Origin of the sequence: Sphingomonas glacialis (genome assembly GCF_014653575.1) — a bacterium.
GTDB classification, from domain to species: domain Bacteria; phylum Pseudomonadota; class Alphaproteobacteria; order Sphingomonadales; family Sphingomonadaceae; genus Sphingomonas; species Sphingomonas glacialis.
Genome location: NZ_BNAQ01000005.1, coordinates 259281 through 284431, shown reverse-complemented (window position 1 = coordinate 284431; position 25151 = coordinate 259281). Strand labels below are relative to the sequence as shown.

General features: G+C 66.1%; 26 protein-coding genes. 15 read left to right on the top strand and 11 right to left on the bottom strand.

What is annotated here, in order from left to right; genetic code table 11:
* Window positions 1–41: 41 nt before the first annotated feature.
* The 10 genes from IE187_RS16730 to IE187_RS16685 form a co-directional block, all read right to left on the bottom strand.
* A complete protein-coding gene (locus IE187_RS16730; protein WP_189677160.1) occupies window positions 42–665 on the bottom strand; it encodes a glutathione S-transferase family protein in 624 nt (207 codons plus the stop codon).
* Between the two features lie 64 nt (window positions 666–729).
* Window positions 730–1602, bottom strand: a complete 873-nt coding sequence (locus IE187_RS16725) for a dienelactone hydrolase family protein (protein ID WP_189677159.1) — start codon at window positions 1600–1602, stop codon at window positions 730–732.
* A 99-nt stretch (window positions 1603–1701) separates the two neighbouring features.
* Window positions 1702–2769 carry an MBL fold metallo-hydrolase gene (locus IE187_RS16720; protein WP_189677158.1) on the bottom strand — a complete coding sequence of 356 codons (1068 nt, stop codon included), beginning with the start codon at window positions 2767–2769 and terminating at the stop codon, window positions 1702–1704.
* A gap of 44 nt (window positions 2770–2813) precedes the next feature.
* Complete coding sequence (locus IE187_RS16715; RefSeq protein WP_189677157.1) at window positions 2814–3470, bottom strand: HAD hydrolase-like protein; 657 nt, start codon at window positions 3468–3470, stop codon at window positions 2814–2816.
* Between the two features lie 9 nt (window positions 3471–3479).
* Window positions 3480–3950: an EF-hand domain-containing protein gene (locus tag IE187_RS16710; RefSeq protein ID WP_133190206.1), complete on the bottom strand. Its 471-nt coding sequence runs from the start codon at window positions 3948–3950 to the stop codon at window positions 3480–3482.
* Entirely contained in the window at window positions 3947–4990 is a 1044-nt protein-coding gene (queA, locus tag IE187_RS16705) for a tRNA preQ1(34) S-adenosylmethionine ribosyltransferase-isomerase QueA (protein WP_189677156.1), read from the bottom strand. Before queA ends, IE187_RS16710 begins: the two co-directional genes overlap by 4 nt.
* A 32-nt stretch (window positions 4991–5022) precedes the next feature.
* Complete coding sequence (locus tag IE187_RS16700) at window positions 5023–5787, bottom strand: peptidylprolyl isomerase (protein WP_133190235.1); 765 nt, start codon at window positions 5785–5787, stop codon at window positions 5023–5025.
* A 92-nt stretch (window positions 5788–5879) separates the two neighbouring features.
* Window positions 5880–6389 carry a pantetheine-phosphate adenylyltransferase gene (coaD, locus tag IE187_RS16695; RefSeq protein WP_133190243.1) on the bottom strand — a complete coding sequence of 170 codons (510 nt, stop codon included), beginning with the start codon at window positions 6387–6389 and terminating at the stop codon, window positions 5880–5882.
* Window positions 6386–7285 carry a polyprenyl synthetase family protein gene (locus IE187_RS16690; protein WP_133190245.1) on the bottom strand — a complete coding sequence of 300 codons (900 nt, stop codon included), beginning with the start codon at window positions 7283–7285 and terminating at the stop codon, window positions 6386–6388. Before IE187_RS16690 ends, coaD begins: the two co-directional genes overlap by 4 nt.
* 4 nt (window positions 7286–7289) lie before the next feature.
* Window positions 7290–7529, bottom strand: a complete 240-nt coding sequence (locus IE187_RS16685) for an exodeoxyribonuclease VII small subunit (RefSeq protein WP_010185119.1) — start codon at window positions 7527–7529, stop codon at window positions 7290–7292.
* Between the two features lie 9 nt (window positions 7530–7538).
* On the opposite strand from IE187_RS16685, the gene IE187_RS16680 reads away from it, so the two are divergent.
* Window positions 7539–8966 (top strand): NAD-dependent succinate-semialdehyde dehydrogenase, encoded by a 1428-nt coding sequence (locus IE187_RS16680; RefSeq protein ID WP_268249523.1) that lies wholly within the window; start codon window positions 7539–7541, stop codon window positions 8964–8966.
* A gap of 183 nt (window positions 8967–9149) precedes the next feature.
* Here the strand turns inward: IE187_RS16680 and IE187_RS16675 are convergent, their stop codons facing one another.
* The gene (locus IE187_RS16675; RefSeq protein ID WP_229839458.1) at window positions 9150–10130 is read right to left on the bottom strand and encodes an NAD(P)H-quinone oxidoreductase; all 981 of its coding nucleotides are present in this window, start codon (window positions 10128–10130) and stop codon (window positions 9150–9152) included.
* Window positions 10131–10219: 89 nt separating this feature from the next.
* Between IE187_RS16675 and IE187_RS16670 the strand changes: the two genes are divergently transcribed.
* From IE187_RS16670 to IE187_RS16605, 14 genes are all read left to right on the top strand, one after another.
* Window positions 10220–10417: a DUF1192 domain-containing protein gene (locus IE187_RS16670; RefSeq protein WP_133190251.1), complete on the top strand. Its 198-nt coding sequence runs from the start codon at window positions 10220–10222 to the stop codon at window positions 10415–10417.
* Window positions 10418–10558: 141 nt separating this feature from the next.
* Window positions 10559–12886 (top strand): ATP-dependent Clp protease ATP-binding subunit ClpA, encoded by a 2328-nt coding sequence (clpA, locus tag IE187_RS16665; protein WP_133190253.1) that lies wholly within the window; start codon window positions 10559–10561, stop codon window positions 12884–12886.
* Between the two features lie 182 nt (window positions 12887–13068).
* On the top strand, window positions 13069–14754 hold the full coding sequence (locus IE187_RS16660; protein WP_189677153.1) for a GGDEF domain-containing protein: 1686 nt from the start codon (window positions 13069–13071) through the stop codon (window positions 14752–14754).
* A gap of 56 nt (window positions 14755–14810) precedes the next feature.
* Window positions 14811–15005: a hypothetical protein gene (locus IE187_RS16655; protein ID WP_133190257.1), complete on the top strand. Its 195-nt coding sequence runs from the start codon at window positions 14811–14813 to the stop codon at window positions 15003–15005.
* Between the two features lie 68 nt (window positions 15006–15073).
* Window positions 15074–16768, top strand: a complete 1695-nt coding sequence (locus tag IE187_RS16650) for an AMP-binding protein (protein WP_189677152.1) — start codon at window positions 15074–15076, stop codon at window positions 16766–16768.
* A gap of 76 nt (window positions 16769–16844) precedes the next feature.
* Window positions 16845–17207: a GIY-YIG nuclease family protein gene (locus tag IE187_RS16645; RefSeq protein ID WP_308435291.1), complete on the top strand. Its 363-nt coding sequence runs from the start codon at window positions 16845–16847 to the stop codon at window positions 17205–17207.
* A gap of 83 nt (window positions 17208–17290) precedes the next feature.
* The gene (locus IE187_RS16640) at window positions 17291–18190 is read left to right on the top strand and encodes a UDP-2,3-diacylglucosamine diphosphatase (protein ID WP_189677151.1); all 900 of its coding nucleotides are present in this window, start codon (window positions 17291–17293) and stop codon (window positions 18188–18190) included.
* Between the two features lie 5 nt (window positions 18191–18195).
* Window positions 18196–19233 carry a glycosyltransferase family 4 protein gene (locus IE187_RS16635; protein WP_189677150.1) on the top strand — a complete coding sequence of 346 codons (1038 nt, stop codon included), beginning with the start codon at window positions 18196–18198 and terminating at the stop codon, window positions 19231–19233.
* A gap of 51 nt (window positions 19234–19284) precedes the next feature.
* Window positions 19285–19530: a type II toxin-antitoxin system ParD family antitoxin gene (locus IE187_RS16630; protein WP_189677149.1), complete on the top strand. Its 246-nt coding sequence runs from the start codon at window positions 19285–19287 to the stop codon at window positions 19528–19530.
* Window positions 19530–19844, top strand: a complete 315-nt coding sequence (locus tag IE187_RS16625; protein WP_189677148.1) for a type II toxin-antitoxin system RelE/ParE family toxin — start codon at window positions 19530–19532, stop codon at window positions 19842–19844. The genes IE187_RS16630 and IE187_RS16625 overlap by 1 nt, the downstream gene beginning before the upstream one ends.
* Window positions 19845–19951: 107 nt before the next feature.
* Window positions 19952–20635 (top strand): DUF1013 domain-containing protein, encoded by a 684-nt coding sequence (locus IE187_RS16620; RefSeq protein ID WP_133190267.1) that lies wholly within the window; start codon window positions 19952–19954, stop codon window positions 20633–20635.
* Between the two features lie 112 nt (window positions 20636–20747).
* Entirely contained in the window at window positions 20748–21905 is a 1158-nt protein-coding gene (gene tgt, locus IE187_RS16615) for a tRNA guanosine(34) transglycosylase Tgt (RefSeq protein WP_189677147.1), read from the top strand.
* Window positions 21905–22087, top strand: a complete 183-nt coding sequence (locus IE187_RS16610) for a hypothetical protein (RefSeq protein WP_133190271.1) — start codon at window positions 21905–21907, stop codon at window positions 22085–22087. The genes tgt and IE187_RS16610 overlap by 1 nt, the downstream gene beginning before the upstream one ends.
* Before the next feature lie 203 nt (window positions 22088–22290).
* Window positions 22291–25122, top strand: coding sequence for a M16 family metallopeptidase (locus IE187_RS16605; RefSeq protein ID WP_189677146.1), 2832 nt, complete (start codon window positions 22291–22293; stop codon window positions 25120–25122).
* Window positions 25123–25151 lie beyond the last annotated feature (29 nt).

The window sequence follows — 25151 nt, the reverse complement described above, 5'->3', positions numbered from 1 at the left end:
CTGGTGGTCCCCCTCCTCCGCCTCGCGAGGGAGGATTGAAGTTACCCTGCCGCCCCCGCCTGCGCGATCAGCGCATCGTCGATCTCGCCAGCGCGCTTGTACGCCGGGCGGCTGAGGATCCGGCCGAGATAGTCCTCGAACGCCGCGCGCTTCGGCAGTGAACCGAACATCACGCCCCACGCGACTTGCGACCCGGCATAGACATCGGCCGCGCTGAAGCTTTCCCCAGCAATGTACGGATTGGCCGACGCCGCTTTCTCCAGCACATCGACCGTCAGATCGAAATGACCATAGCCCGCCATCCGTTGCTGATCATCGGTCGGCGTCACGCCGAGCGATTTGTTGGTCACGGCATGCTCGACCGGCCCCGCCGCAAAAAACAGCCAGCGATAATAATCGGCGCGCTCGCTGAGCGGCGGTGCGAGCCCGGCTTCGGGAAAGGCGTCGGCGAGATAGGCGCAGATCGCCGCCCCCTCGGTCAACACATGTCCGTCGTGGACGATCGCGGGCACCTTCCCCATCGGATTGATCGACCGATACGCCTCGCCCTTCATCGTCGTCGCATAATCGAGCACGACCGTTTCATACGGCGCGCCGACCTCCTCGAGCATCCAGCGCGCGATCCGCCCGCGCGACATCGGGTTGGTATAGAAGGTCAGCGCCATGATCGGTCTCCGAATCGGTCAGCAAGAACAATAGAAGAACATTACTGAGCCGAAGCGTCAATCCTCAGAGGGACTTGGCGAACAGCGCCAGCATCCGCGCCCACGCCTTGTCGGCCTGCGCTGCATTGTAGACCTTGCTGTCGGGCGGGGTCCAACCGTGCATCGTGCCGGTATAGACCTCGATCTCGGCGGGCAGCTTGGCTGCGGCAAACGCGGTGCGCAGCGTGTCCTTGGCAGCGGGATCACGTGCGTCGTCATTCGCAGCGATCGCGACGAGGTAGCTCGCCTTCATCTTGGGGATCAGCAGATGCGGGCTGTCGGGCTTGTCGGTGGCGAGCCCGCCGCCGTGGAAGCTCGCGCCCGCGCGGACTCGTGTCGGGTTGGCGGCCGCGGTGCGCATCACCATCGGGCCGCCCATGCAATAGCCAGTGGTCGCGAGACCCTTGGCGCGGTCGACCTGCTTCTGCGCGTCGAGCCAGGCGGTGAAGGCGAGCGCGTCGCGCGTCGTGCCGTCGGTGCTGAGCGCCTGGACATAGGGCATGATTTTCGCGCGCACTTCGGGCTGCCCGAAATCCTCGCCCGGCGCGATGATCGGCGATTTCACCGAGCGGTAGAATTGGTTGACGACCAGAACTGCATAGCCCGATTGCGCGAGCCGATCGGCCATCTGCCGGAACGCCGGGCGCAATCCCATGATGTCGGGCCAAACGAGCACGCCGGGCGCCTTGCCGGTCGCGGGTGCGACGAAATAGGCGTCGGCCTTGCCGTCGGGCGTGTCGATCACGACGTCGCGGCCGAGGATCTTGGCGGCGTTGGCCGGCGCCGGAAGCAGCATCGCGAGCCCGGCCGCACCGGCGATCGTGGCGAAGCCGCGGCGGGTGAGCGACGGATCGGCGAGATGCGCGTCATTCTCGGCCACGGTGAAATCGTCACACATCGGTCTCTCTCCTCGCGAATCGCCATTGAGGCGTTTGCCGCACCATAGGGAAATTTTTCGCGACGGATATCCTGCCGATCCTCGACGATCCCGGGGACGCTAGACGGTACGCCACCACCACACGCCGTCCTCGAGCGTCCGCACCGCCCGCCCCTCGACCTCCAAGCGCCGCACATGCGCGAGCGCCTCGCCCGTCGCCATGCCGAGCATGTCGGGCCCGATCGCACGGCGGAACAGCCGCCCGAAACAGTCGATCGCGCGTTTGGGCTCGGCGAGGAACACCTCGAGCTCGTCGAGCCGTTCGCGATGTTCGCGGTCCATCGCGTCGAGCCGCGCGTGCAGCCCGGTGAACGGGTCGCCATGCCCGGGCAGGACGAGCAGATCGTCGGGCAACTGCTTGAGCCGCGCGATCGATTCGAACCATTCGCCGAGCGGATCGGCAGCGGGCTCGGTCACGCCGAGCGAGATGTTCGGGCTGATCCGCGGCAACACTTGGTCGCCCGCGATCAGCACCTTGGCTGCAGGATCGTAGAGGCAGGCGTGTTCGGGGCTGTGTCCCGATCCGACGACGATCTGCCACTCGGTTTGCCCGATCCGCAGCGTGTCGCCATGCTGGATCCGCGTGTAGCCGAGCGGCAACGGCGTGACGATCCGGCGGAACCCAGCCCAGCCGCGTTCGCACGCATGCGCGATTTGCGCATCGTCCCATCCAGCGCCGCGCCAGAAGGCGAGCATCTCGTCGGGCACCGCGTCGCGCGCGTCGGCCACCAGCATCCGCGCGGTGAGCCACTCGCCGCGCGTCATCACGAGCGGGCAGCCATGCTTGTCGCACATCCAGCCGGCGAGCCCGATATGGTCGGGGTGGAAATGCGTGCCGATCATTTGCGTCACGCGCACGCCGGCGAGAGGCCCTTTTGACAGCGCCTTCCAGGCATCGCGCGCCTCGGTCGTGTTCATCCCCGTATCGACCAGCGCAACGCCGCCATCGTCGTCGAGCAGCCAGCAATTGACGTGCTTGAGCGGCCCGGGAACGTGCAGTCGGACCCAGCCAATGCCGGGTGCCACTGGCATCACGTCGTGCGCGTCAGGCTCGGCGCCGCCGAACGGATAGGTCAGCCCCTTGTGGCTGGTCGGGGCGAACGCGGGGGCGATGGGTGCGGTGGACATGGCACGGGGTAGCGCGATGGCGCCGCCGAAGTCACGCGTTTCCGCTATGCGGCGAGCGCGGCGCCCTCGCCGAGCACATGGCGCAGCACGTGGTCGGGTGTTTCGAACAGCATATCGGGCTCAAGCCGCGTCAGTACGTCGCGATTGGCATAGCCCCACAGCACGGCGCCCGAGCAGATCCCGACCTTCTTCGCCGCAACGACATCGCGCGTCTCGTCGCCGATCGAAATCGCCTCGCTCTGCGCGACGTCGCATTTGCGCAATACGCGACGATAGCGCCGCGCTTTGCCGAAGAGCGACGCGCCACATTCGAACCGCTCGATCAACGCGGCATTGGCAGGGCCCAGAATGGCGCGGGCATTGTCCTCGGCATTCGACGTGACGAGGGCAATCCGCACGCCGCTCGCCGCCAATTGCTCGAGCAACGCCGGGATCCCGTCGAACAGCGCGATACGATCGGTCTGTTGGGCAAGCAGGTCGTGTGTATATCGGCCGATCGCAGGCAGCTTCCAGCGCGGGATGCCGAGATGGCGGATCACTTCGCTCGACGTCTTGCCGCGCAATGATTCGACCTCGTCCGCGGCGACCTTACGAAACTTGAAGCGATCGGCGAGATGGTCGGCGATCGACAGGAACCAGTCTGCGCTATCGGCCAGCGTCCCGTCGAAATCGAAGATCACGAGACGATAGCGCGGCGACATCGGGCGATCTCAGCGCCGGCCGCGACGTTTGCCGCCATCGCCGTCCTGCGGGACGGCGGCGCTGCGAATCGTCACCAGTTCAGCGCGAGTGACGACGCCATCCTTGTCGAGATCGAACCGGTCGAACAGCACGCCGAATTGCGCCTGGAGTTCGGCGAGCGTGATGCGGTTGTCGGTGTCGGCATCGACTTGATAGGGGCTTGGCAGCGCGTTGCGGTCGCCGAGCCATTTCTGCGCCCAGTCGCTATAGCCGATATAGCCAGCCGATCCGGCGGGGTTCGGCCCGGCATCGACGAAACTGCGCGCGACGGAGGCGGTCAACTCGGCGCGCGTCGTGCGCGCATCACCATTGGCGTCGCAGGCGGCGATGAACAGCGCGGCGGGTTCGGCGACGATCGTCGCGCCCGGCTGGCGCGGCGGAACCGGCGCTGCCGGCGGCGGCACCTGCGCAGCGAGCGCGAGCAGAAGAATCAGACTCATGCACGCACCCCCCTGTCCGGCAGCAGCAAACTGGCGTCACCGTAGCTGTAGAAACGGTATCCGTCTGCAATGGCATGCGCATAGGCGGCCTGCATCGTATCGGTCCCCATCAGCGCGCTGACCAGCATGAACAGGGTCGAGCGTGGCAGATGGAAGTTGGTCACCAGCCCGTCGATCCCGCGGAAACGATAGCCCGGCGTGATGAAGATCGCGGTATCGCCCTCGAACGGCCGGATCACCCCGTCCTCGCCCGTCGCGCTTTCGATCAGCCGCAGGCTCGTCGTGCCGACCGCGATCACCCTGCCCCCGGCCGCGCGGACCGCGTTGAGGCGGTCGGCGGTCGCCGCGTCGATCCGGCCCCATTCGGCGTGCATCTTGTGGTCGGCGGTGTCGGTCGCCTTGACCGGCAGGAAGGTGCCTGCGCCGACATGCAGCGTCAGCGTGGCATGCTCGATCCCGGCGGCGGCAAACCGCGCCATCAGGTCGGGGGTGAAGTGCAACGCCGCGGTGGGCGCTGCGACCGCGCCCTTTTCGGCGGCGAACATCGTCTGGTAATCGTCGGCGTCCTGCGCATCGGCGGCGCGGCGCGCGGCGATATAGGGCGGGAGCGGCATCCGCCCGGCGCGCTCGAGCAGCAATTCGACCGGCTCGTCGCCTTGGAATTCGAGCGCGAAACTGCCGTCTTCGCCGCGGTCGTGCGCGGTCGCGATGACGCCGCTGCCAAAATCGATCGCGTCGCCATCGCGCAGCCGCCGCGCGTTGCGGATGAACGCGCGCCAGCGACGCGGCCCCTCGCGCTTGTGCAGCGTCGCGCCGATCCGCGAATCGCCGCGCGTCCCCTCGAGCTGCGCCGGGATGACGCGCGTGTCGTTGAACACGAGCAGATCGCCCGCGCGTAACGCCCCCGGCAGATCGCCGACGCTGCGGTCGTGCAGCGCAGTGCCCGCGACCACGAGCAGCCGCGCCGAATCGCGCGGCGACGCCGGGCGCAGCGCGATCCGCTCGGGCGGCAGGACAAAGTCGAACAGGTCGACGTTCATTGACCGCATGCTCCCCGCCGCGAAGACCTGGCTTACGCGGCCTTCTTCTTCGGTGCAGCGGCCGGCTTGCCCTTGAGCATCGGCTTCACCGCCGGCTTGCTCGGAGCAAGCGTAGCAGGTGCGATCGTCGGCTCGGGCGCCGGCGGCGCAGGCACATAGGCCGGCGGGCTGTCGGCGGCGATATAAGCGTGGAGGATGCGCGACGGGCGCGTCGGCGGCTCGCCGCGCGCGATCGTGTCGACATATTCCATGCCCGATATCACGCGACCGAAGATCGTGTACTTCTTGTCGAGCTTCATGTTCGGGTTGAAGACGATGAAGAACTGGCTGTTGGCGCTGTTCTCCGCCTTGGTCACCTGCTCGACGGTCGCGCCTTCGGCCGAGCCTTCGCGCGCCGCCGAGACCGCGCCGCGGACGTGCGGCAACCAGTTGAACTCGGCGGGAACGTCCGGGAGCGTCGAACCGCCGGTGCCGTCGCCCTTGGGGTCGCCGGTCTGCGCCATGAAGCCTTCGATCACGCGGTGGAACAGCAGGCCGTCATAGAAATGCTGGCGCGTCAGCGTCTTGACACGCTCGACCATTTTCGGCGCGGCATCTGGACGCAGCCAGATGATGACGCGGCCGCCGGTCGACAGATCGAGATACAGCAAATTCTCGGGGTCGGTCGCCGACGGGATCGGCGGGCGGCCGGCAGTCGTCACGACCGCGGACTTGGCGTCGTCCTTCTTCTTGTTGGCAAGGGCGGGTCCGGCGAGAAACGCCAGGAGAAGGACAAACAGGCTGGCAACGAAACGCATTATTTCCCCGCGAAATATCTCGGAATGGAGTTGCGCTTAGACCATGTGCCGCTTTGCGCCAAACTGAACGTTGCCGGGCAAAGGCGACCGAATTAGGGCCGCATGCCCTTTCGGCCGATCTGCTCGACGCGGTCGACGACGTCTTGCGCCACGCTCGGCGTCACGAACCGCGTAACCGGCCCGCCATAGAAAGCGATTTCCTTGACCAGGCGGCTCGCGATCGGCTGGAGCGCAACGTCGGCCATCAGGAACACCGTCTCGACGCGGTCGTTGAGCGCGCGGTTCATGCCCGTCAACTGATACTCATATTCGAAATCGGTGACGCCGCGCACGCCGCGCAAGATGATGTTTGCCCCCTGGGCCTCGGCGAAATCCATCAGCAGCGAATCGAATGCTACGACGCTGACGCCCTCGATCTCAGCGGTTTCGCGCTCGATCATCGCGAGCCGCTCGTCGAGCGTGAACATCGGCGACTTGGACGCATTGGTCGTGACGCCGATAACGAGCCGGTCGACCAAGGTCGCGCCGCGCCGAATGATGTCCATATGCCCCAGCGTCACCGGGTCGAACGTCCCCGGATAGACGCCGATGCGATCGGTCAACGATCGCGCTCCAGCGTGAAGCGGGCGATATCGCGGAGCAAATCGGCTTCGGGGCCGAAATGCTGGAGATGCTGGATCGCCTGGTCGACCAGCATCCGCGCCTGCGCGCGCGCGCGGTCGAGACCGAGCAGCGAGAGGAAGGTCTCCTTCCCCGCGCCTTCGTCCTTGCCGAGCTTCTTGCCGACTGCGGCCTCATCGCCCTCGACGTCGAGAATGTCGTCGGCGATCTGGAAGGCGAGCCCCATGTCGCGCGCATAGCCGCGCAGGCCCACGCGCCCCTCGGGCGGCACCTTGCCGAGGATCGCGCCCGCCTCGACCGAGCAGGCGATCAGCGCGCCGGTCTTCATCGCCTGGAGGCGCGTGACGGTCGGCAGGTCGAACGTCGATTTCTCGGCCTCCAGATCCATCGCCTGCCCGCCCGCCATGCCCGACGGGCCGGCCGAGCGCGCGAGATCGAGCACCAGCTCGCTGCGCACGAACGGATCGGGATGCGTCGCGGGATCGGCGAGAATCTCGAACGCCAGCGCATGGAGGCAATCCCCCGCGAGAATCGCGGTCGCTTCGTCGAACGCCTTGTGCACCGTCGGCTTGCCGCGCCGCATGTCGTCATCGTCCATCGCGGGGAGATCGTCATGGATCAGCGAATAGACGTGGATGCATTCGATCGCGGTGGCGACGCGCCCGGCGCAATCGCGATCGACCGCGAACAGCCGCGCCGTCGCGAAAACGAGCAGCGGTCGCAACCGCTTGCCCCCGCCGATCGCGGCATGGCGCATCGCGCGATACAAATCGGCGCGCGGGTCATTGGGGATGGTGAGGAAGGTGTCGAGCCGGCGATCGACGTCGGCGCCGACCTGAGACAAGGCCGCCTTGAGCGACAGGGACGCTGCGGTCATGCCATCAACCTGCGGCAAAGGGCTGCGTGCCGACGGCACGCCCCTCGCTGTCGGTACGGATCGCTTCGATCCGCGCCTGTGCCGCCGTCAGACGGTCGTCGCAACGACGCCGCAATTTATCGCCGCGCTCATAGAGCGCGATCGCCTGGTCGAGCGGCGCATCGCCGCTCTCGAGCCTCGACACGATCCCCTCCAGTTCCTTGAGCGCCGCTTCGAACGTCAACTCTTCGATCGGTGTATCCATTTGGCAGCTATGCGGCACGCGAGCGTTTGGGGTCAAGGATACGCGAGGCCTCGGTTGCGTTTGTTGTTCGTCCCCAATGAGGAATACCCCATGTTTACCAGCATCGACCCCGCCACCGGCGCGCCGGGCCAATCCTATGCCGAGCTGACCGGCGCAGAAATCGAGATCAAGCTCCAGCGCGCGCACGACACCTTCCGCGAATGGCGGCTGACCGATCTCGCGACCCGCACCGCCCTGCTCGAGCGAATCGCCGAGCAATTCGACGCCAATACCCAGCGCCTTGCCGAAACCGCGACGCGCGAAATGGGCAAGACGCTCAAGTCCGCCATCGCCGAGGTGCAGAAATGCGCGCAGGCGTTCCGCCATTATGCGCAGGAAGGCGCGGCCATGCTCGAACCGCGCAGCTTCCCCGGCGCGACCGCGACGTGGCATCCGATGGGTCCGGTGCTCGCGGTGATGCCGTGGAATTTCCCGTATTGGCAGGTCGTGCGCTTCATGGCGCCGACGATCCTGGCGGGCAATGTCGGGCTGCTGAAGCACGCGTCGAGCGTGCAGGGTTGTGGAGCGGCGCTCGAGGAGATGGTGATCGCCGCGGGCGGTCCAGCGGGGCTGTTCCAGAATCTGGCGATCAAGTCGGACAAGGTCGATGCGCTGATTGCCGATGATCGGATCGTCGCGGTAACGCTGACGGGCAGCGAAGGCGCGGGGATGAAGGTGGCGGAAGCTGCCGGACGCGCGCTGAAGAAGGTCGTGCTCGAACTTGGCGGTTCGGATCCCTTCATCGTGATGCCCTCGGCCGATCTCGATGCGGCGGCCAAGGCCGCGGTGACCGCGCGCGTGCAGAATACGGGCCAGTCGTGCATCTGCGCCAAGCGGATGATCGTTCATGCCGATGTCTATGATGCCTTCTTCGAGAAATTCTCGGCGGGGATGCAGGCGGTCGTCGCCGGCGACCCGATGGATGCGGCGAGCGACATGGGCCCGCTGTCGAGCGAGGAACAGCGCGCGACGGTACTCGGCCAGCTCAAGCTGTTCGAGCAGGCGGGCGCGAAGCTGCTGTTCGGCGGCGAGGCGCTTCCTGGCAAGGGCGCGTATATGTCGGCCGGCATTCTGGTCGACGTGCCGACTGATCACGAAGTCGCGAACGAGGAACTGTTCGGGCCGATCGCGATGCTGTTCAAGGCGGCGGATATCGACGAGGCAATCGGTATCGCCAATGCCGTTCCGTTCGGACTGGGCTCGTCGGTGTGGACGCAGGATGCCGACGAGCGCGCGCGTTTCGAGCGCGATATCGAGGCGGGGATGATCGCGGTCAACAAGATGCTGGCAAGCGCGCCCGAGGCGCCGTTCGGCGGGGTGAAGCGCTCGGGACACGGGCGCGAGTTGGGGCCATACGGGCTGCACGAGTTCATGAACCTGAAGACCGTGCTGGGGTAAGGTGCCTCCCGCCCTCTCCCGCGAGCGGGAGAGGCTACGGAGACTTGGGTCGCGCTTCTTCAGCGCGGCCCTGGTCGTCGTCGGTGAGGGTCTTCCTTTTTTACGAGCGTCGAGAATCAGAAGAAAAAGACCCTCACCCAACCCTCTCCCGCAAAAGCGGGGGAGGGCTTTGAAGGCTTGCATTCAGTCCATCGTCAGCACGATCTTCCCGATATGATCCCCCGCCTCCATCCGCGCATGCGCAGCGGGGGCTTCGGCGAGCGGGAAGCTGCGGTCGAGGATCGGCTTTAGCCGGCCCGCTTCGACATGCGGCCACACCGTGCGGTGGAGTTCGTCGGCGACGAGGCTCTTGAACGCCGAATCGCGCGGACGCAGCGTCGATCCGGTCAGCGTCAGGCGGCGGCGCATGATGTCGAAGATCGGGATGGTGGCGGTCGCCCCGCCCTGCACCGCGATCGACACGTGCCGACCGTCTTCGGCCAGGCATTGGAGGTTGCGCGGCAAATAGTCGCCGCCGACCATGTCGAGCACGACCGCGCAGCCCTGGCCGTCGGTGATCTTGGCGACCCGTTCGACGAAATCCTCGGTCTTGTAATTGATCGCATGCGCCGCGCCGAGCTTTAGCGCCGAGGCGCATTTGTCGTCGGAGCCCGCGGTGATGATCACGCTCAGCCCGAAGATCGCGCCGAGGCTGATCGCCATCGTCCCGATCCCGCTCGTCCCGCCATGCACCAGCACGGTGTCGCCTTCGGTCGCATAGCCGCGCTCGAACAAATTGGTCCACACGGTGAAGAGCGTTTCGGGCAAAGCCGCTGCCTCGATCATCGACAAGGCATGCGGCACGGGCAGCACTTGCCCCGCCGCAACCGCGACATATTCGGCATAGCCACCACCCGCGAGCAAGGCGCAGACGGGCTGCCCCATCATCTCGAAATCGACGTCAGCGCCTTGCGCGACGACGATTCCCGACACCTCGAGCCCCGGGATCGACGGCGCGCCCGGCGGCGGCGCGTAGCCGCCCTTGCGCTGGAGCACGTCGGGCCGGTTGACCCCGGCCGCGGCCACACGGATCAGCACTTCATCGGGGCGCAGCGTCGGAACGGGCCGTTCGACCACGCGCAGGACTTCGGGTCCGCCCGGACCATCGGGGTCGATTGCGCGCATGGTATCCGGAATTCCGTCCATCGATCTTATGCCCCGTTTTGCCTGCGCGCCTTATTGACATGGCCGCTCGCCGGGTCAACGATCCCGCAATGGACTTGGACGAGATTCTCCCGAAACGCGCGGGCGATCCGCTCGCGGCGCTGCTCGCGCAGGACCTCGACCCGTTGTCGGTCGCGGAACTTGAGGCGCGGGTTGCCGCGCTGCAAACCGAGATCGCGCGCACAACCGCGAAGATGGAACACGCCGCCAGCCATCGCGTTGAAGCCGATAATCTGTTCAAGTCTTGACGCCAGACAGCCCTCCCATCCGCTATAAGATGGCAGTAAGGGCGGCGAACGATTTTCAAGTGCTTGCAGTGGCGGATACGCCTTCCAACATAGGCGCAAAGGGCTGCGCTTTCGCCGCAGCCCGCAAGGAGTGAAGACCAGATGCCATCCTTTGCCTCCGCGCTTGAAACCACGCTTCACAAGGCGTTGGAAGCCGCGTCGTCACGTCGCCACGAATATGCGACGCTCGAACACTTGCTGCTTGCGCTGATCGATGACGAGCATGCCTCGAAGGTGATGCAGTCGTGCAACGTCGATACCGCCGAGCTGACCGCGACCGTCAAACATTATCTCGATACCGAGCTCGAGGCGTTGAAGGTCGATGCGGCGACCGACCCCTCGCCGACCAGCGGCTTCCAGCGCGTCGTCCAGCGCGCGATCCTGCACGTCCAGTCGTCGGGCCGCGACGAAGTGACCGGCGCGAACGTGCTCGTCGCTCTGTTCAGCGAGCGCGAGAGCTATGCCGTCTATTTCCTGCAGCAGCAGGACATGAGCCGGCTCGATGCGGTGAGCTTCATCAGCCACGGCGTCGGCAAGGGCGGCGCGGCACCCGAAGCGTCAACTCCCAAGGGCGTCGAGGAAGAGAAGCCGCAAAAGCCCGGCGAGAAGGGCAAGAGCGAGTCTGCGCTCAAGCAGTTCTGCGTCGATCTCAACGAGAAGGCCAAGAAGGGCAAGGTCGATCCGCTGATCGGTCGCGGCCCCGAGGTCGATCGCACCGTGCAGATCCTGTGCCGTCGTTCGAAGAACAACCCGCTTTATGTCGGCGATCCCGGTGTCGGGAAAACCGCGATCGCGGAAGGCCTCGCGCGGAAAATCGTCGAGGGGAATGTTCCCGAGGTGCTGCTGCCGGCGGTGATTTACTCGCTCGACATGGGCGCGCTGCTGGCGGGCACGCGCTATCGCGGTGACTTCGAGGAACGCCTCAAGGCGGTCGTCACCGAGCTCGAGAAGATGCCGGACGCGATCCTGTTCATCGACGAGATCCACACCGTGATCGGTGCCGGCGCGACCAGCGGCGGCGCGATGGACGCGTCGAACCTGTTGAAGCCGGCGCTGTCGGGCGGGACGATCCGCTGCATCGGCTCGACGACGTACAAGGAGTTCCGCAACCACTTCGAGAAGGACCGCGCATTGCTGCGGCGCTTCCAGAAGATCGACGTCAACGAGCCGACGATCGAGGACACGATCAAGATCCTGGCGGGCCTGCGCTCGGCGTTCGAGGACCATCACAAGGTCAAGTACACCCCCGACGCGATCAAGTCGGCGGTGGAACTCAGCGCGCGCTACATCAACGACCGCAAGCTGCCCGACAAGGCGATCGACGTGATCGACGAAGTCGGCGCGATGCAGATGCTGGTGCCGCTCGCCAAGCGCAAGAAGACGATCACCAGCCGCGAGATCGAGCAGGTCATCGCGACGATGGCGCGCATCCCGCCAAAGTCGGTCTCGACCGACGACACCAAGGCGCTCGAATCGCTCGAGACCGATCTCAAGCGCGTGGTGTTCGGGCAGAATGCGGCGATCGAGAAGCTGGCGTCGGCGATCAAACTGTCGCGCGCTGGCTTGCGCGATCCCGAGAAGCCGATCGGCAACTATCTGTTCACCGGCCCCACCGGCGTCGGCAAGACCGAAGTCGCCAAGCAGCTCGCGACGATCATGGGGATTCCGCTCCAGCGGTTCGACATGTCCGAATATATGGAACGCCACTCGGTCTCGCGACTGATCGGTGCGCCCCCGGGCTATGTCGGGTTTGACCAGGGTGGTTTGCTCACCGATGCGATCGACCAGCAGCCGCATTCGGTGCTGTTGCTCGACGAGATCGAGAAGGCGCATCCCGATTTGTTCAACATCCTGTTGCAGGTGATGGACAACGGGCGTCTGACCGACCAGCACGGCAAGACGGTCGACTTCCGCAACGTCATCTTGATCATGACGACCAATGCGGGTGCCAGCGACATGGCGCGCGAAACGCTCGGCTTCGGCAACCTCACCCGTGAGGGCGAGGACGAGCAGGCGGTGCAGAAGATGTTCACGCCCGAGTTTCGCAACCGCCTCGATGCGATCGTGCCGTTCGGCTATCTGCCGACCGAAGTTGTCGCGCGCGTGGTCGACAAGTTCATCCTGCAGCTCGAGCTGCAGCTGGCTGACCGCAACGTCCACATCAAGCTCGACGACGAATCGAAGACGTGGCTCACCACCAAGGGCTATGACAAGCTCTACGGTGCCCGCCCGATGGGCCGTTTGATCCAGGAAAAGATCAAGCAGCCGCTCGCCGAGGAATTGCTGTTCGGCAAGCTGGTCCATGGCGGCGAGGTGACGGTCAAGCTGAAGGACAACGCGCTTGCGTTCGAGATCACTTCGGCCCCACCCAAGAAGCCCAAGAAGAAGCCGGTGAGCCGCACCGACAAGGACACGACCACGGTAAAGTGACCGATACGACCGCTGGGCGCGAACACCGCGTTCGCGCCCGGCGGTCCTGTTTGCCGTAGAGACCGCTGGCCCGGCAATCGAGATTGTGCCCAGCGCCAATTCCTCCAGCCGCAATCCCTTCCGCCGCAATCCCTCCCGTCGCATTAACGGTCTTTTCGTCAAAGGCGCTCTATGGCGCCGCTATGCAAAGTGCGCCGCACTACCGTCTTTTGAGCCTTGTCGCCGCTTTTCTGCTGGCGCTTGGCTGGTCGCGCCCCGTCACTGCGCAGACCGACCGATCCGGCCAGCCGGTCTCTGTCTGTGTCGTCCGCGCCCAGCCTGGGATGACGCCGTTGTCGCTGTTTGTCGGCACGACACGCTTCGACTGCAATCCGCAACAGACGACGCTTGGCGGCGGCGATTATTGGGTCCGCTCGGTTCCGGTGCAGCGATCGGGTGCGGTCGAAATCCGCGTCGCCAGCCTGTGGCAGCGCGCCGTGACGCTCTACGCGCTCTACGCCGATGGCACGATCGTATCGCAACGGCTCGATCAACAAGGCACGATGCGGCATATCCAGCTCGGCGCGATCGTCGGCCAGCCGCTGCCCGCGCGCGGTGCACCGCTGGTTCGATTGCTCTGGCATGTCGAGGGTGCTGCCAATCTGCGCGGCATCCTGCGCGATGCGCGGATCGCGACGCCTGAACAAGCCGTGCGATCGAACCTGCTGCTGGCCGCGCTGTATGGCGGGTTCGCCGGCCTGTGCATCGCGCTGTTCACCTATAATCTGGCGCTGTGGGCGACGCTGCGACATCGATTCCAGCTTGCGTATTGCGCAATGGTGCTGGGCTTGTTGTGCTACGCCATTTCCTCCTCGGGGGCGCTCGCCTGGGCTTGGCCCGAGCTTGCCAATAACGACCGGATGCGCATCAACTACCTTACGCTCGGCGTATCGGCGGTGGCGGCCCTGCTGTTTGCGCGGACCTTCTTCGAGCCGCGCGTCTTTGCAGGCGGGCTGGGGCGACTGTTCACCGTTGCCGCCGCGACGATGCTCGCGGCGACGCTCGGCTATGCGCTGTTCGGGCCGAGCAATGTCTGGCTGCTCGACCGCTGCTTTACCTTGGCGTTTGCCGGCCAATTGCTCGTCGTCGGACCGATGCTGTGGCGCGCGTGGCGGACGCGGAGCAACTATCTGTGGCTGTTCGCACTCGCCTGGGGCGCGCCCGTATTCGTCGCCTGCTTCCGCGTGGCGAGCGGACTCAGCCTCATCCAGTGGAACTTCTGGATCGACAATTCGACGATCGTGATGATGACGCTCGAAGCCTTGCTGTCGAGCTTCGCGATTGCCTATCGCGTGCGCGTGCTCAGTCTCGAGCGCGATGCCGCGCGCGAAGGCGAGCTCGCCGCGCTGTTGCTCGCCGAGATCGATCCGCTGACCGGCCTGCTCAACCGCCGTGCCTTTCTGGCGGCCGTGATCGGGCGCACGGGCGAGCAAATGCTGCTCATCCTCGATCTCGACCATTTCAAGCTGATCAACGAAACGATCGGCCATGACGGCGGCGACGACGTGCTCCGCGCGGTCGCGCGCACGCTGCAACTGTCGGTTCCCGACGCGGCGCTCATCGCGCGGATCGGCGGCGAGGAATTTGCGATCGTGCTTCCCGCCGACACCCCGATCGAACCCCGCGACATTCTCGACCGATTGCGCGCGACGCGGATGCCGTACGACGTCGCGGTGACCGCGAGCATCGGCAAATGCATTGGCCCATTGCAGCGTGAAGTCGATTGGAAGGCGCTCTACGGAGCCGCCGACCGGGCCTTGTACGACGCCAAGAGCGCCGGGCGCGATCGCGCGCGGATCCGCGCGCTGCCCGACCGCATCGCCGCGTGAGACGCCTTGCCGCGAATCGGCACTGAGCGTACAAGCGCAGCCCAAGGGGATATGCTGTGCGCAACCGTCGCATCATGGTCGGGTTCGTCGCAGTCGTCGCGCTGATCGCGGTGGCGCGCCATCCGAGCGCCGATATCCAGATCCTCACCCACGATTCAACCGACCCCGCGCCGCATCGGATGAAGGCCGCGATCGATCTCGGTCTCGTCGGCATCTCGGTGCTGGTGACCTGGACGGGAAACCATTTGTAATCCGCTGACTATCCGAGGACGGCGCCGGTGGGTTGCCGGGAACGGAAGGCTTGCTTACACACGTGTCAATGAGCGATCCTGAAGCCGTTTGGCACGAATCCTATCGTCACCCCACTGCCTGGGACAGCGTCTATCCGCCGCTTTCGGTGGTGGATATGTTCGATCAATCGGCCGCCAGCGCGGGCAAGGCGCCGCTGATCGATTTTCTCGGGCGGCATTACAGCTATGCCGAGACGCTCGACGGCGCCAATCGCGTCGCGGCGGGGTTGCAGGCGCTGGGCTATGGTCCGGGCGACCGGATCGGGCTGTTCCTGCCCAATGCGCCGCATTACCTCGCGGCCTATTACGGCATCCTCAAGCTCGGCGCGACGGTGGTCAATTTCTCGCCGCTCTACACCGTTGCCGAGCTCGCACATCAAGTCGAGGATTCGGGGACGCGCGTGCTGTTCACGCTGTCGGCCAGCGCGCTGCTCCCGACCGCGCTGAAAGTGCTCGAGACCAGCCAGCTCGAGCGGCTGATCGTCGGGTCGATCGCGGGTGCGCTGCCCGCCTCGAAATCGATCCTCTACCGGCTGTTCAAGCGCAAGGAAGTCACGCCGCGCCCGAACGATCCGCGCATCCTGAGCTTTTCGGGGCTGATCGCCAATGATGGCAAGCACGCACCCGCGACGATCGATCCGATGACAGACGTCGCGTTGATCCAATATACCGGCGGCACCACCGGCACCCCCAAGGGCGCGATGCTGACGCACCAGAATCTGTCGGCCAATGCGCGGCAGGTAATGGGGATCGACCCGCACCCGAACGAACCCGACCGTATTCTCGGCGTGCTGCCGCTGTTCCACGTCTTCGCCAATACCTGCGTGCTCAACCGTACCGTGCTCAATCGCGGATGCATCGTGATGCTGCCGCGCTTCGAGGCTGGCGCGGTGCTCGGCGCGATCACGCGGACCAAGGCGACCGCGCTCCCCGGCGTGCCGACGATGTACCAGGCGCTGCTCGACCATCCCGACATCACCAAGACCGATTTCTCGTCGTTGCGCGTCTGCATCTCGGGCGGCGCACCGCTCGCCGCCGAGTTGAAGGCGAAGTTCGAAGCGGCGACCGGGGCGACCGTGGTCGAGGGCTATGGCCTGTCGGAAAGCTCGGGCGTGCTGTCGGCCAATCCGTATGAGCGGCCCGGCAAGACCGGCAGCATCGGCCAGCCGATCCCGTCGACGCATCTGCGGCTCGTCGACAAAGCCGATCCGACCCAGCCCCCGCCCCCCGGCGAGCCGGGCGAGATCGTCGCGATGGGGCCGCAGATCATGAAGGGCTATTGGAACCGGCCCGACGCCGATGGCGAAGTGTTCGTCACCAATGGCGCAGGGCGCTGGCTGCGCACCGGCGATGTCGGCACGATCGACGAAGACGGCTTCGTGCGGATCGTCGATCGGTTGAAGGACATGCTGTCGGTATCGGGCTTCAAGGTCTTCCCGAGCCAGATCGAGGCGATCCTGCACCATCATCCTGCGGTCAAGGAAGCGATGGTGATCGGCCTTCCCGATCCGTATCGCGGCGAGCAGCCGCGCGCCTATGTCACGCTCAACGAGGAGGTCGCGGCGACCGGCGCGGAGTTGCGCGACTGGCTCAACCCGCAGCTCGGGCGGCACGAAAGGGTGGACGACGTGGTGATCCGCCTGACGATGCCCAAGACAATGATCGGCAAGCTCAGCCGCAAGGATCTGATCGCAGAAGTGATGGCGGAGACGCCTCCGGCATGACCGCCGCCCCCTCCGTCACCCCCGCGAAAGCAGAGGTGACGGAGGGGGCAGTTCGCGGTCGGTAGGCGCTAGCACGATGCGCGGCGGTTGGGTCTACATCATGTCCAACCGTTACCGCGGGACGCTTTATATCGGTGTGACGTCCCACATCGCTGGCCGCAGTTTCCAGCATCGCGACAAAACCGGTTCGGACTTTTGCCGACGGTATGACCTTACGCGCCTCGTCTACGCCGACTTTGCCGAGACCAGCGCCGACGCCATCGCGCGCGAGAAAGCGATGAAGAAATGGCGTCGCGCTTGGAAGATCGAGTATCGAAGCCGCCAATCCGAATTGGCTCGACCTGTTCGAGACCCTCAACGGCGCAGCAGAAGAAGAAGCGGGATCCCCGCTTTCGCGGGGATGACGGGTACAGGCGCGGTGAATTCACGCACCGTATGACAGTTGCGTGAAGGTCAACGATTCCGATTGTAACAATCTGTCTGCATAGACCCAAGACCAGTAAGGCTTCGGGGTTGTCGACGATGGACGCTGTGACCAAGATCGCAATGAATGGTCTGTCGGGCGGCACGATCGCCGATCTGGCGGACTTCGCGCACTCGCAACCGTCGATCCCCGAGCGGACGATCAGCGAGCGTCGGCGCTATCGCACGATCTGGATCTCCGACATCCATCTCGGCACGCGCGGCTGCAATGCCGATCTGCTGATCGACTTTCTCGACCATGTCGACAGCGAGACGCTCTATCTCGTCGGCGACATCATCGACGGCTGGCGGCTCAAGAAGAAATTCTACTGGCCCGCCGCACATAACGACGTCGTCTGGCGCCTGCTCAAGCGCGCCAAGCGGGGCGCGCATGTCGTGTACATTCCCGGCAATCACGACGAAGTCGTTCGCCAGTTCTGCGGGCTCGATTTCGGCGGCATCGCGATCCGCCGCAACGCGGTGCATGAAACCGCCGACGGGCGTCGGTTGTTGGTACTGCATGGCGACGAATTCGATGCAATCACCCTCGCGCACCGCTGGCTCGCGCATGTCGGCGATGCGGCGTACGAATTCATGATGGCGCTCAATCGCTGGGTGAACGCCTATCGCCGCGCTTTCAGCCTGCCCTATTGGTCGTTGTCGAAGCATGCCAAGGCCAAGGTCAAGAACGCGGTGCAGTTCATCTCCAATTACGAAGAAATTGTCGCGCAGGCGGCTGGCGCGCGTGGTGTCGACGGGGTCGTTTGCGGCCATATCCACACCGCCGAGTTCCGTGATATCAACGGCATTGCCTATTATAACGACGGCGACTGGGTGGAAGGCTGCACGGCCTTGGTCGAGCATTTCGACGGGAGAATGGAATTGCTGCACTGGGCCGACGAGATTGCCGCGCGGGAAACGTCCCGGCCGACGGCGCAGATCGAGATGTTGGCGGCCTGACCCGCGTGCGGATCGCCATCGCCACCGATGCATGGAGCCCCCAGGTCAACGGGGTCGTGCGCACCTTGCAAGCGGTGCGTGCCGAACTCGAGCGCCAGGGCCATGAGGTGCTGATCGTCTCGCCCGATCTCTTCTATTCGATGCCGTGCCCCACCTATCCCGAGATCCGCCTGGCCTTTGCCAGCACCGCGAGCGTCGGCAAGATGCTCGCCGATTTCGCACCCAACGCGATCCATCTCGCGACCGAGGGACCGGTCTGCCTTGCCGCGCGGCGCTGGTGCCTGACGCGCGGGTTTCCCTTCACCACCGCGTATCACACGCAGTTCCCCGATTACGTCTCGGCGCGGACCGGCGTGAATCCCGAATGGGTGTGGCGCTACATTCGCTGGTTCCACTGGCCCGCCCAGTCGATCCTCGCCTCGACGCCGTCGATCGCGGCGACACTCAAGTCGCATGACCTCACCAAGATCCGCCATTGGGGCCGCGGCGTCGATCTCGGGACGTTTGGTCCGCAAGTTGCCCCGCTTGCAGCGATCGAAGCGCTCAAGGCGACGAGCGACGGGCCGATCCAGCTCTATGTCGGGCGCGTCGCGGTCGAGAAGAATATCGAGGCGTTCCTCACCGCCAAGCATCCCGGCACCAAGGTGATCGTCGGCGACGGCCCGGCGCGCGCCACGCTCGTCGCGCGCTACCCCGACGCGCATTTCCTGGGGCCATTGTTCGGCGCCGATCTCGCCGGCGCCTATGCCGCCGCCGACGTCTTCGTTTTCCCGAGCCGCACCGACACGTTCGGCCTGGTGATGATCGAAGCGCTCGCCAGCGGCACCCCCGTCGCGGCCTACCCGGTGACGGGGCCAGTCGATGTGCTCACCCCGCAGGTCGGCGCGATGGACGAGGATCTCGACACTGCGATCGCCACCGCGCTCACCCGCGATCGTGCCGCCTGCGCGGCTTATGGCCAGACCTTCACCTGGGAAGCGAGCGCGCGCCAGTTCCTCGGTGCGCTCGTTCCCGTCGAGCATCCCGAGGCGATCGCGGCTTGAGCGACTAGCGACGATGCGGTAAATTGTGGCGCTGCTGTTGGAGGTCGCACGATGGACGTACCTGTTGGGCCGCACTGGGAAAGCTTCGTCGAGACAAGTGTCGCCGAGGGCCGCTATGCGTCCGCGGTCGATGTCGTGAACGAAGGTCTGCGGTTGGTCGAAGAGCGCGATGCGAAGATCAAGGCGCTGCGCGAGACGCTGCAGGCGTCGATCGCCGAGAATGTCTGGCACTCTGCCGACGACGTATTTCGCAGGCTCCATGAAGATCTCGATGCTTGGGAGCGCGAGCGCGGCTGATGCGCCGCCTCAAAATGAGTCAGGCGGCGCAGCGCGACCTTAAGGCCATCGCGCGCTACATCGCAGACCAGAGCGGCAGCGACATAGCGCGCGGCTTGATAGACGGGGTGCGCGAGCATTGCGACCGCATCGCCGCGCTTCCCGGTTCGCTCGGGACTGCGCGGCCGGAGCTGGGCGCAGACCTGCGCAGTACGCCGCATCGTCGCTACATCATCTATTTTCGCTACACCGAGGACGCGCTTGAAGTGATCAACGTGCGAGACGCGCGTCGGGATACCGTCGCATATCTCGCCGAGCTCGACGCCGATCTCTAACGGACCGCAACCGCGCTTGCCCTCCCCTGCCATTCGCTCTACATTGCATGTCAGCATAAGTGGCCGCTCCGAAAGGGGCGGCCCTTTCCGTTTTTGAGGAGTATCCCGTGGCCCAGCCGCTCATGCCGCACGCGACCGCCGCTTGGCTCGTCGACAATACCGCGCTCAGCTTCGAGCAGATCGCCGAGTTCTGCGGTCTCCACATCCTCGAGGTCCAGGCGATCGCCGATGACACCGCCGCGACCAAGCTGACCGGCCGCGACCCGATCCGTGCGCACGAGCTGACGCAGGACGAGATCGACAAGGGTCAGGCCGATCCGGAGTACACGCTCAAGATCCTCAAGGGGCCTGAGCAGGTCCGCCGCACCAAGGGCCCGCGCTACACGCCGGTGTCGAAGCGGTCGGACAAGCCCGACGGCATTTCGTGGATCATCCGCAACCATCCCGAGATCAGCGACGGCGCGATCGGCCTGCTGATCGGCACGACGCGCACGACGATCGCGGCGATCCGCGACCGCAGCCACTGGAACATCGCCAACATCACCCCGAAGGATCCGGTGACGCTCGGCCTGACGACGCAGCGCGAGCTCGATGCCGCGGTCGCCAAGGCCGCCAAGGCGGCTGGCCTCGAAGCTCCGGTCGACACGCGGCTCGAGGGTGACCGCGAAGCGCTGATCACCGAGCTGCGCGCGCAGCGCGACCAGCTTGCGCGCGACGCCGAAGCCGCCGAGAATGGCGAAGTCGTCGCCCCGCGCGCCGAGCCGACCGCCGAGACGCTGTTCAAGCGCTGATGTAATCTGTCACCCCCGCGAAAGCGGGGGTCCCGCTTCTACCGCCGGCCCGGAGAAGAAGCGGGATTTCCGCTTTTGCGGGAATGACGGCAGAAGGGGTCCGGGAAGTAAGATGACCCAGCCTCCTCGCTTCGATTTCACCATCCACGCCACCGACGGCAAGGCGCGGACCGGCGAAATCGCGATGCGCCGTGGCACGATCCGCACGCCGGCGTTCATGCCCGTCGGCACCGCCGCGACGGTCAAGGGCGTCAAGCCCGCCGACGTCCGCGCAACCGGCGCCGACATCCTGCTCGGTAACACCTATCACCTGATGCTCCGCCCCGGCGCCGAACGCGTCGCGCGATTGGGGGGCTTGCACGATTTCATGGGCTGGGACCGCCCGATCCTCACCGATAGCGGCGGCTATCAGGTGATGAGCCTCAGCGACCTGACCAAGCGCGACGAGAATGGCGTGACCTTCAAGTCGCACCTCGACGGTTCGCGCCACACGCTCAGCCCGGAGCGCTCGATCGAAATCCAGCGGCTGCTCGGCTCGGACATCGTGATGGCGTTCGACGAGCTCGTGCCGACCACCTCGACGCCCGAAGTGCAGGCAGCCGCAATGGCGCGCTCGATGCGCTGGGCCAAGCGCTCGCGCGATGCGTTCGACGGCGGCGGCGCGCATGCCGAGGGCGCGGCGATCTTCGGGATCCAGCAGGGCGCGCTCGATCAGACGCTGCGCGGCGACAGCGCAGCCGCGCTGATCGACATCGGCTTTGACGGCTATGCGGTCGGCGGCCTCGCGGTCGGCGAAGGGCAGGAGGCGATGTTCGCGTGTCTCGACTTCGCGCCGGGCCAGCTCCCCGTCGACAAGCCGCGCTACCTGATGGGCGTCGGCAAACCGACCGACATCGTCGGCGCGGTCGAGCGCGGAATCGATATGTTCGATTGCGTGCTGCCGACGCGGTCGGGGCGTACGGGGCAGGCGTTCACGCGGCACGGCCCGATCAACATCCGCAACGCGAAATTCGCCGAGGACCAGGGGCCGCTCGATCCCGCGTGCGGCTGCCCGACCTGCGAGCATCCCGAGCACGGTGGGAGCCGCGCCTATCTGCACCATTTGGTCCGATCCGGGGAAATCCTCGGCGCAATGTTGATGACCGAGCACAATCTGTGGTTCTATCAGGCGATGATGGCCGACCTGAGGGCAGCAATCGCGGCGGGGCGGCTCAAAGCCTTCGCCGATGCGTTCCGACAGGCATATGAGAGCCACGCAGAGAGGGTGTAATGTCCAAGATCAACGAAATCGAAGCCGCCGCGCTCGAACACAAGCGCGTCCGTGATGCCGCCGAAGCGAAGGGTGAGAAGCACGGCAACTGGCCGGTCGCGCCGATCGCGATCGGGGTGGGTGTCGGATCGGCCGCACTGGCGGCGGCGCTACTCTACGTGAACCGCTCGAAGAAGCCGTAAGCGCCGTCACCCCGGCCTTGTGCCGGGGTGCACCGTGCCGCGCGGTCACCGTGCGATCAACGAACGCTGCGCAAGCATCGGAGTGGCCCCCCCGGCACAAGGCCGGGGTGACGATGTATCGGGTGGTGTGCCATCTGATTGACACAGCCCCTGCCGCCGCGCGACACAGTGGCGCAACACCGCCCCCATCCGGAGCCTCCCTTATGCTGTCCCGTGCCGCCCTCCTGCTGGGCGCCGCCCTGCTCCCGCTCACCGCCGCCACCGCGCAACCCGCCCCGACCACACCCGCCCCCGCGATCAAGCCAATCGCCTTTACCGAGCGCACGCTCGCCAATGGCCTGCGCGTCTATGCGATTCGCGACACGACCACGCCCAACGTCTCGGTGCAGGTCTGGTACGATGTCGGCTCGAAGGACGATCCCGCTGGCCGCTCGGGCTTCGCGCACATGTTCGAACATCTGATGTTCAAGGCGACGCGCAACCTCGTCTCCGAACAGTTCGACCGGCTGACCGAGGATGTCGGCGGCAACAACAACGCCTCGACCAATGACGATTACACCGAATATCACGAGACGATCCCGGCGAACCACCTCCAGCGGCTGCTGTTCGCCGAGGCCGACCGCATGGCCGCGCTCGTCGTCGAGCCCAAGAGCTTCGCCTCCGAACGCGACGTGGTGAAGGAGGAGCTGCGCCAGAACACCAATGCGCGGCCCTACGGCAAGCTGTTCTCGCTTTATTTCCCCGCCGTGTCCTACACGCGCCATCCATACGCGCGCGGTACGATCGGCAGCCTCGACAATCTCGAGAGCGCGCAGATCGACGATGTCCGCGCGTTCCACGCGACCTATTACCGGCCCGACAACGCCGTGCTCGTCGTCTCGGGCAATTTCGATGCGGCGCAGCTCGATGGCTGGGTCGACCAGTATTTCGCCAAGATCAAGCACCCGACATCGCCGATCCCGCGCGTCACCGTGCCCGAACCCGAGCGCACCAAGGCAACGCATTACGTCGTTCACGAAGCCAATACGCCGCTGCCTGCGGTGATGATCAGCTATCCGATTCCCGCCGACAACCATCCCGACGGCCCCGCGCTGAGCGTGCTCAACGCGGTGCTGTCGCAGGGCGAGAGCTCGCGGTTGTACGAATCGCTCGTCTATCGCGACCAGCTCGCGCAGAGCGCCGAGAGCGTACTCGATTCGAAGCAGGGCCCGGGCAACCTCGCGGTGTTCGCGATCCTCGCGGGCGGCAAGACTGCAGCAGCGGGCGAGACGGCGCTGCGCCGCGAAGTCGCGCGGCTGCGCGATACGCCGGTGAGCGCCGCCGAACTCGCCGAGGCGAAGAACGAGATCCTGACGGGCGCACTGCAGGCGCGCGAGACTGCCGAGGGCAAGGGCCGCACGATCGCCTCGTCGGTGATCATCGACGGCGACGCGCGCGCCGCCGATCGCCAGCTCGCCGCGATCGGCCGCGTTACCGCTGCCGACGTCCAGCGCGTCGCAGCGAAGTATCTGCGCGACCAGCGTTCGGCGACGATCCAGTATCTCCCCGAGGACGCGACCGCCAAGGCACCGCAGAACGACCGGATCGACGTCGCCGATACCGTGGTGGTCTCGCCATTGGTCGCGCCCGGCAAGGTCGAGGTGGTGACGCCCGCCAGCGCCGCCGATCGGATCGCCCCGCCGCCGCCCGCCGCCGCGATTGCCGCGGCCGCACCGCTGACGCACGAATTCGCGCTCGCCAACGGGATGCGTGTCGTCGTGGTCGAGAAGCACGATCTGCCGCTGCTCACCGCGTTGCTCGTCGCGCAGGGTGGGGCGGCCGACGACCGGCCCGATCGCGCCGGGGTCAACAGCCTCGCCGCGGACTTGCTGACCAAGGGCACCACGACGCGCTCGGCGACGCAGATCGCGCGGCAGATCGAGGCGCTTGGCGGTTCGATCTCGAGCGATGCGAGTTGGGACGGCAGCTCGATCGAGGTGACCGTCAAGTCTGACCAGGCGACGCCGGCACTGGCGATCCTCGCCGATGTCGCGCGCAACCCAGTCTTCGCGCCCGCCGAGATCGAGCGCGCGCGCGCGCAGACGCTCGACGGCGTCCAGGTCGCGATCAAGGATCCGAGCCAGCTCGCCGGGCTCGTCGCCGCGCGCGCGGCGCTCGGTGCTTCGCCGTACGGGCATCCGCGCTCGGGCACGCCGATGTCGCTCAAGGCGATCACGGCGAGCGACATCCGCGCCGCCTATGCCAAGGCCTGGGCGCCCGCACAGGCGACGCTGGTGCTCGTCGGCGACGTGACCCCGGCACGCGCCAAGGCGCTTGCCGAAGCCAATTTCGCGAACTGGAAGGCGAGCGCGCCGGTCGGTCCCGACGGTCCGCGGCAGATCTACCCCGCGCCGCGCGTCGTCGTGGTCGACATGCCGGGCGCGGGCCAGGCCGGCGTCGTGGTGGCGCGCCCGGGAATCGCGCGCAGCGATCCGGCTTATTATCCTGCGGCGGTCGCCAATACGGTGCTCGGCGGCGGTTTCTCGTCGCGGCTCAACCAGGAGATCCGCATCAAGCGCGGGCTCGCTTATGGCGCCGGGAGCAGCCTGCAGGCCGGTCGCCTGCCGGGCGTCGTCGCCGCGCGCACCTCGACCAAGAATCCGAGCGCGCCCGAGACGGTGTCGATCATCCTCGCCGAGATGAAGCGGCTCGGTGCCGAGCCCGTCAGCCCGGGCGAGCTCGACACGCGCAAGGCGGTCCTTGTCGGCAATTTCGGCCGCGCGACCGAGACGACGGGCGGGATCGCCGGGACGGTCGGCGGCTATGTCGTCCAGGGCCTGCCGCTCAGCGAGCTCGGGCAGTACACGCAGCGCGTGTCGGCGGTCGATCCGGCGGCGGTGCAGGCGGCAGCGGCAAAGCTGCTCGATCCAGCGGCGGCGAGCGTCGTCGTGGTCGGCGATGCGAAGCTCTTCCTGCCCGAACTTCGCAAGGCCTATCCGAACGTCGAGGTGATCGGCGCGGACGTGCTCAAGCTCGACAGCGCGGCGCTGCGCTGAGCGATCCCTGCAACCGTCACCCCGGCCGC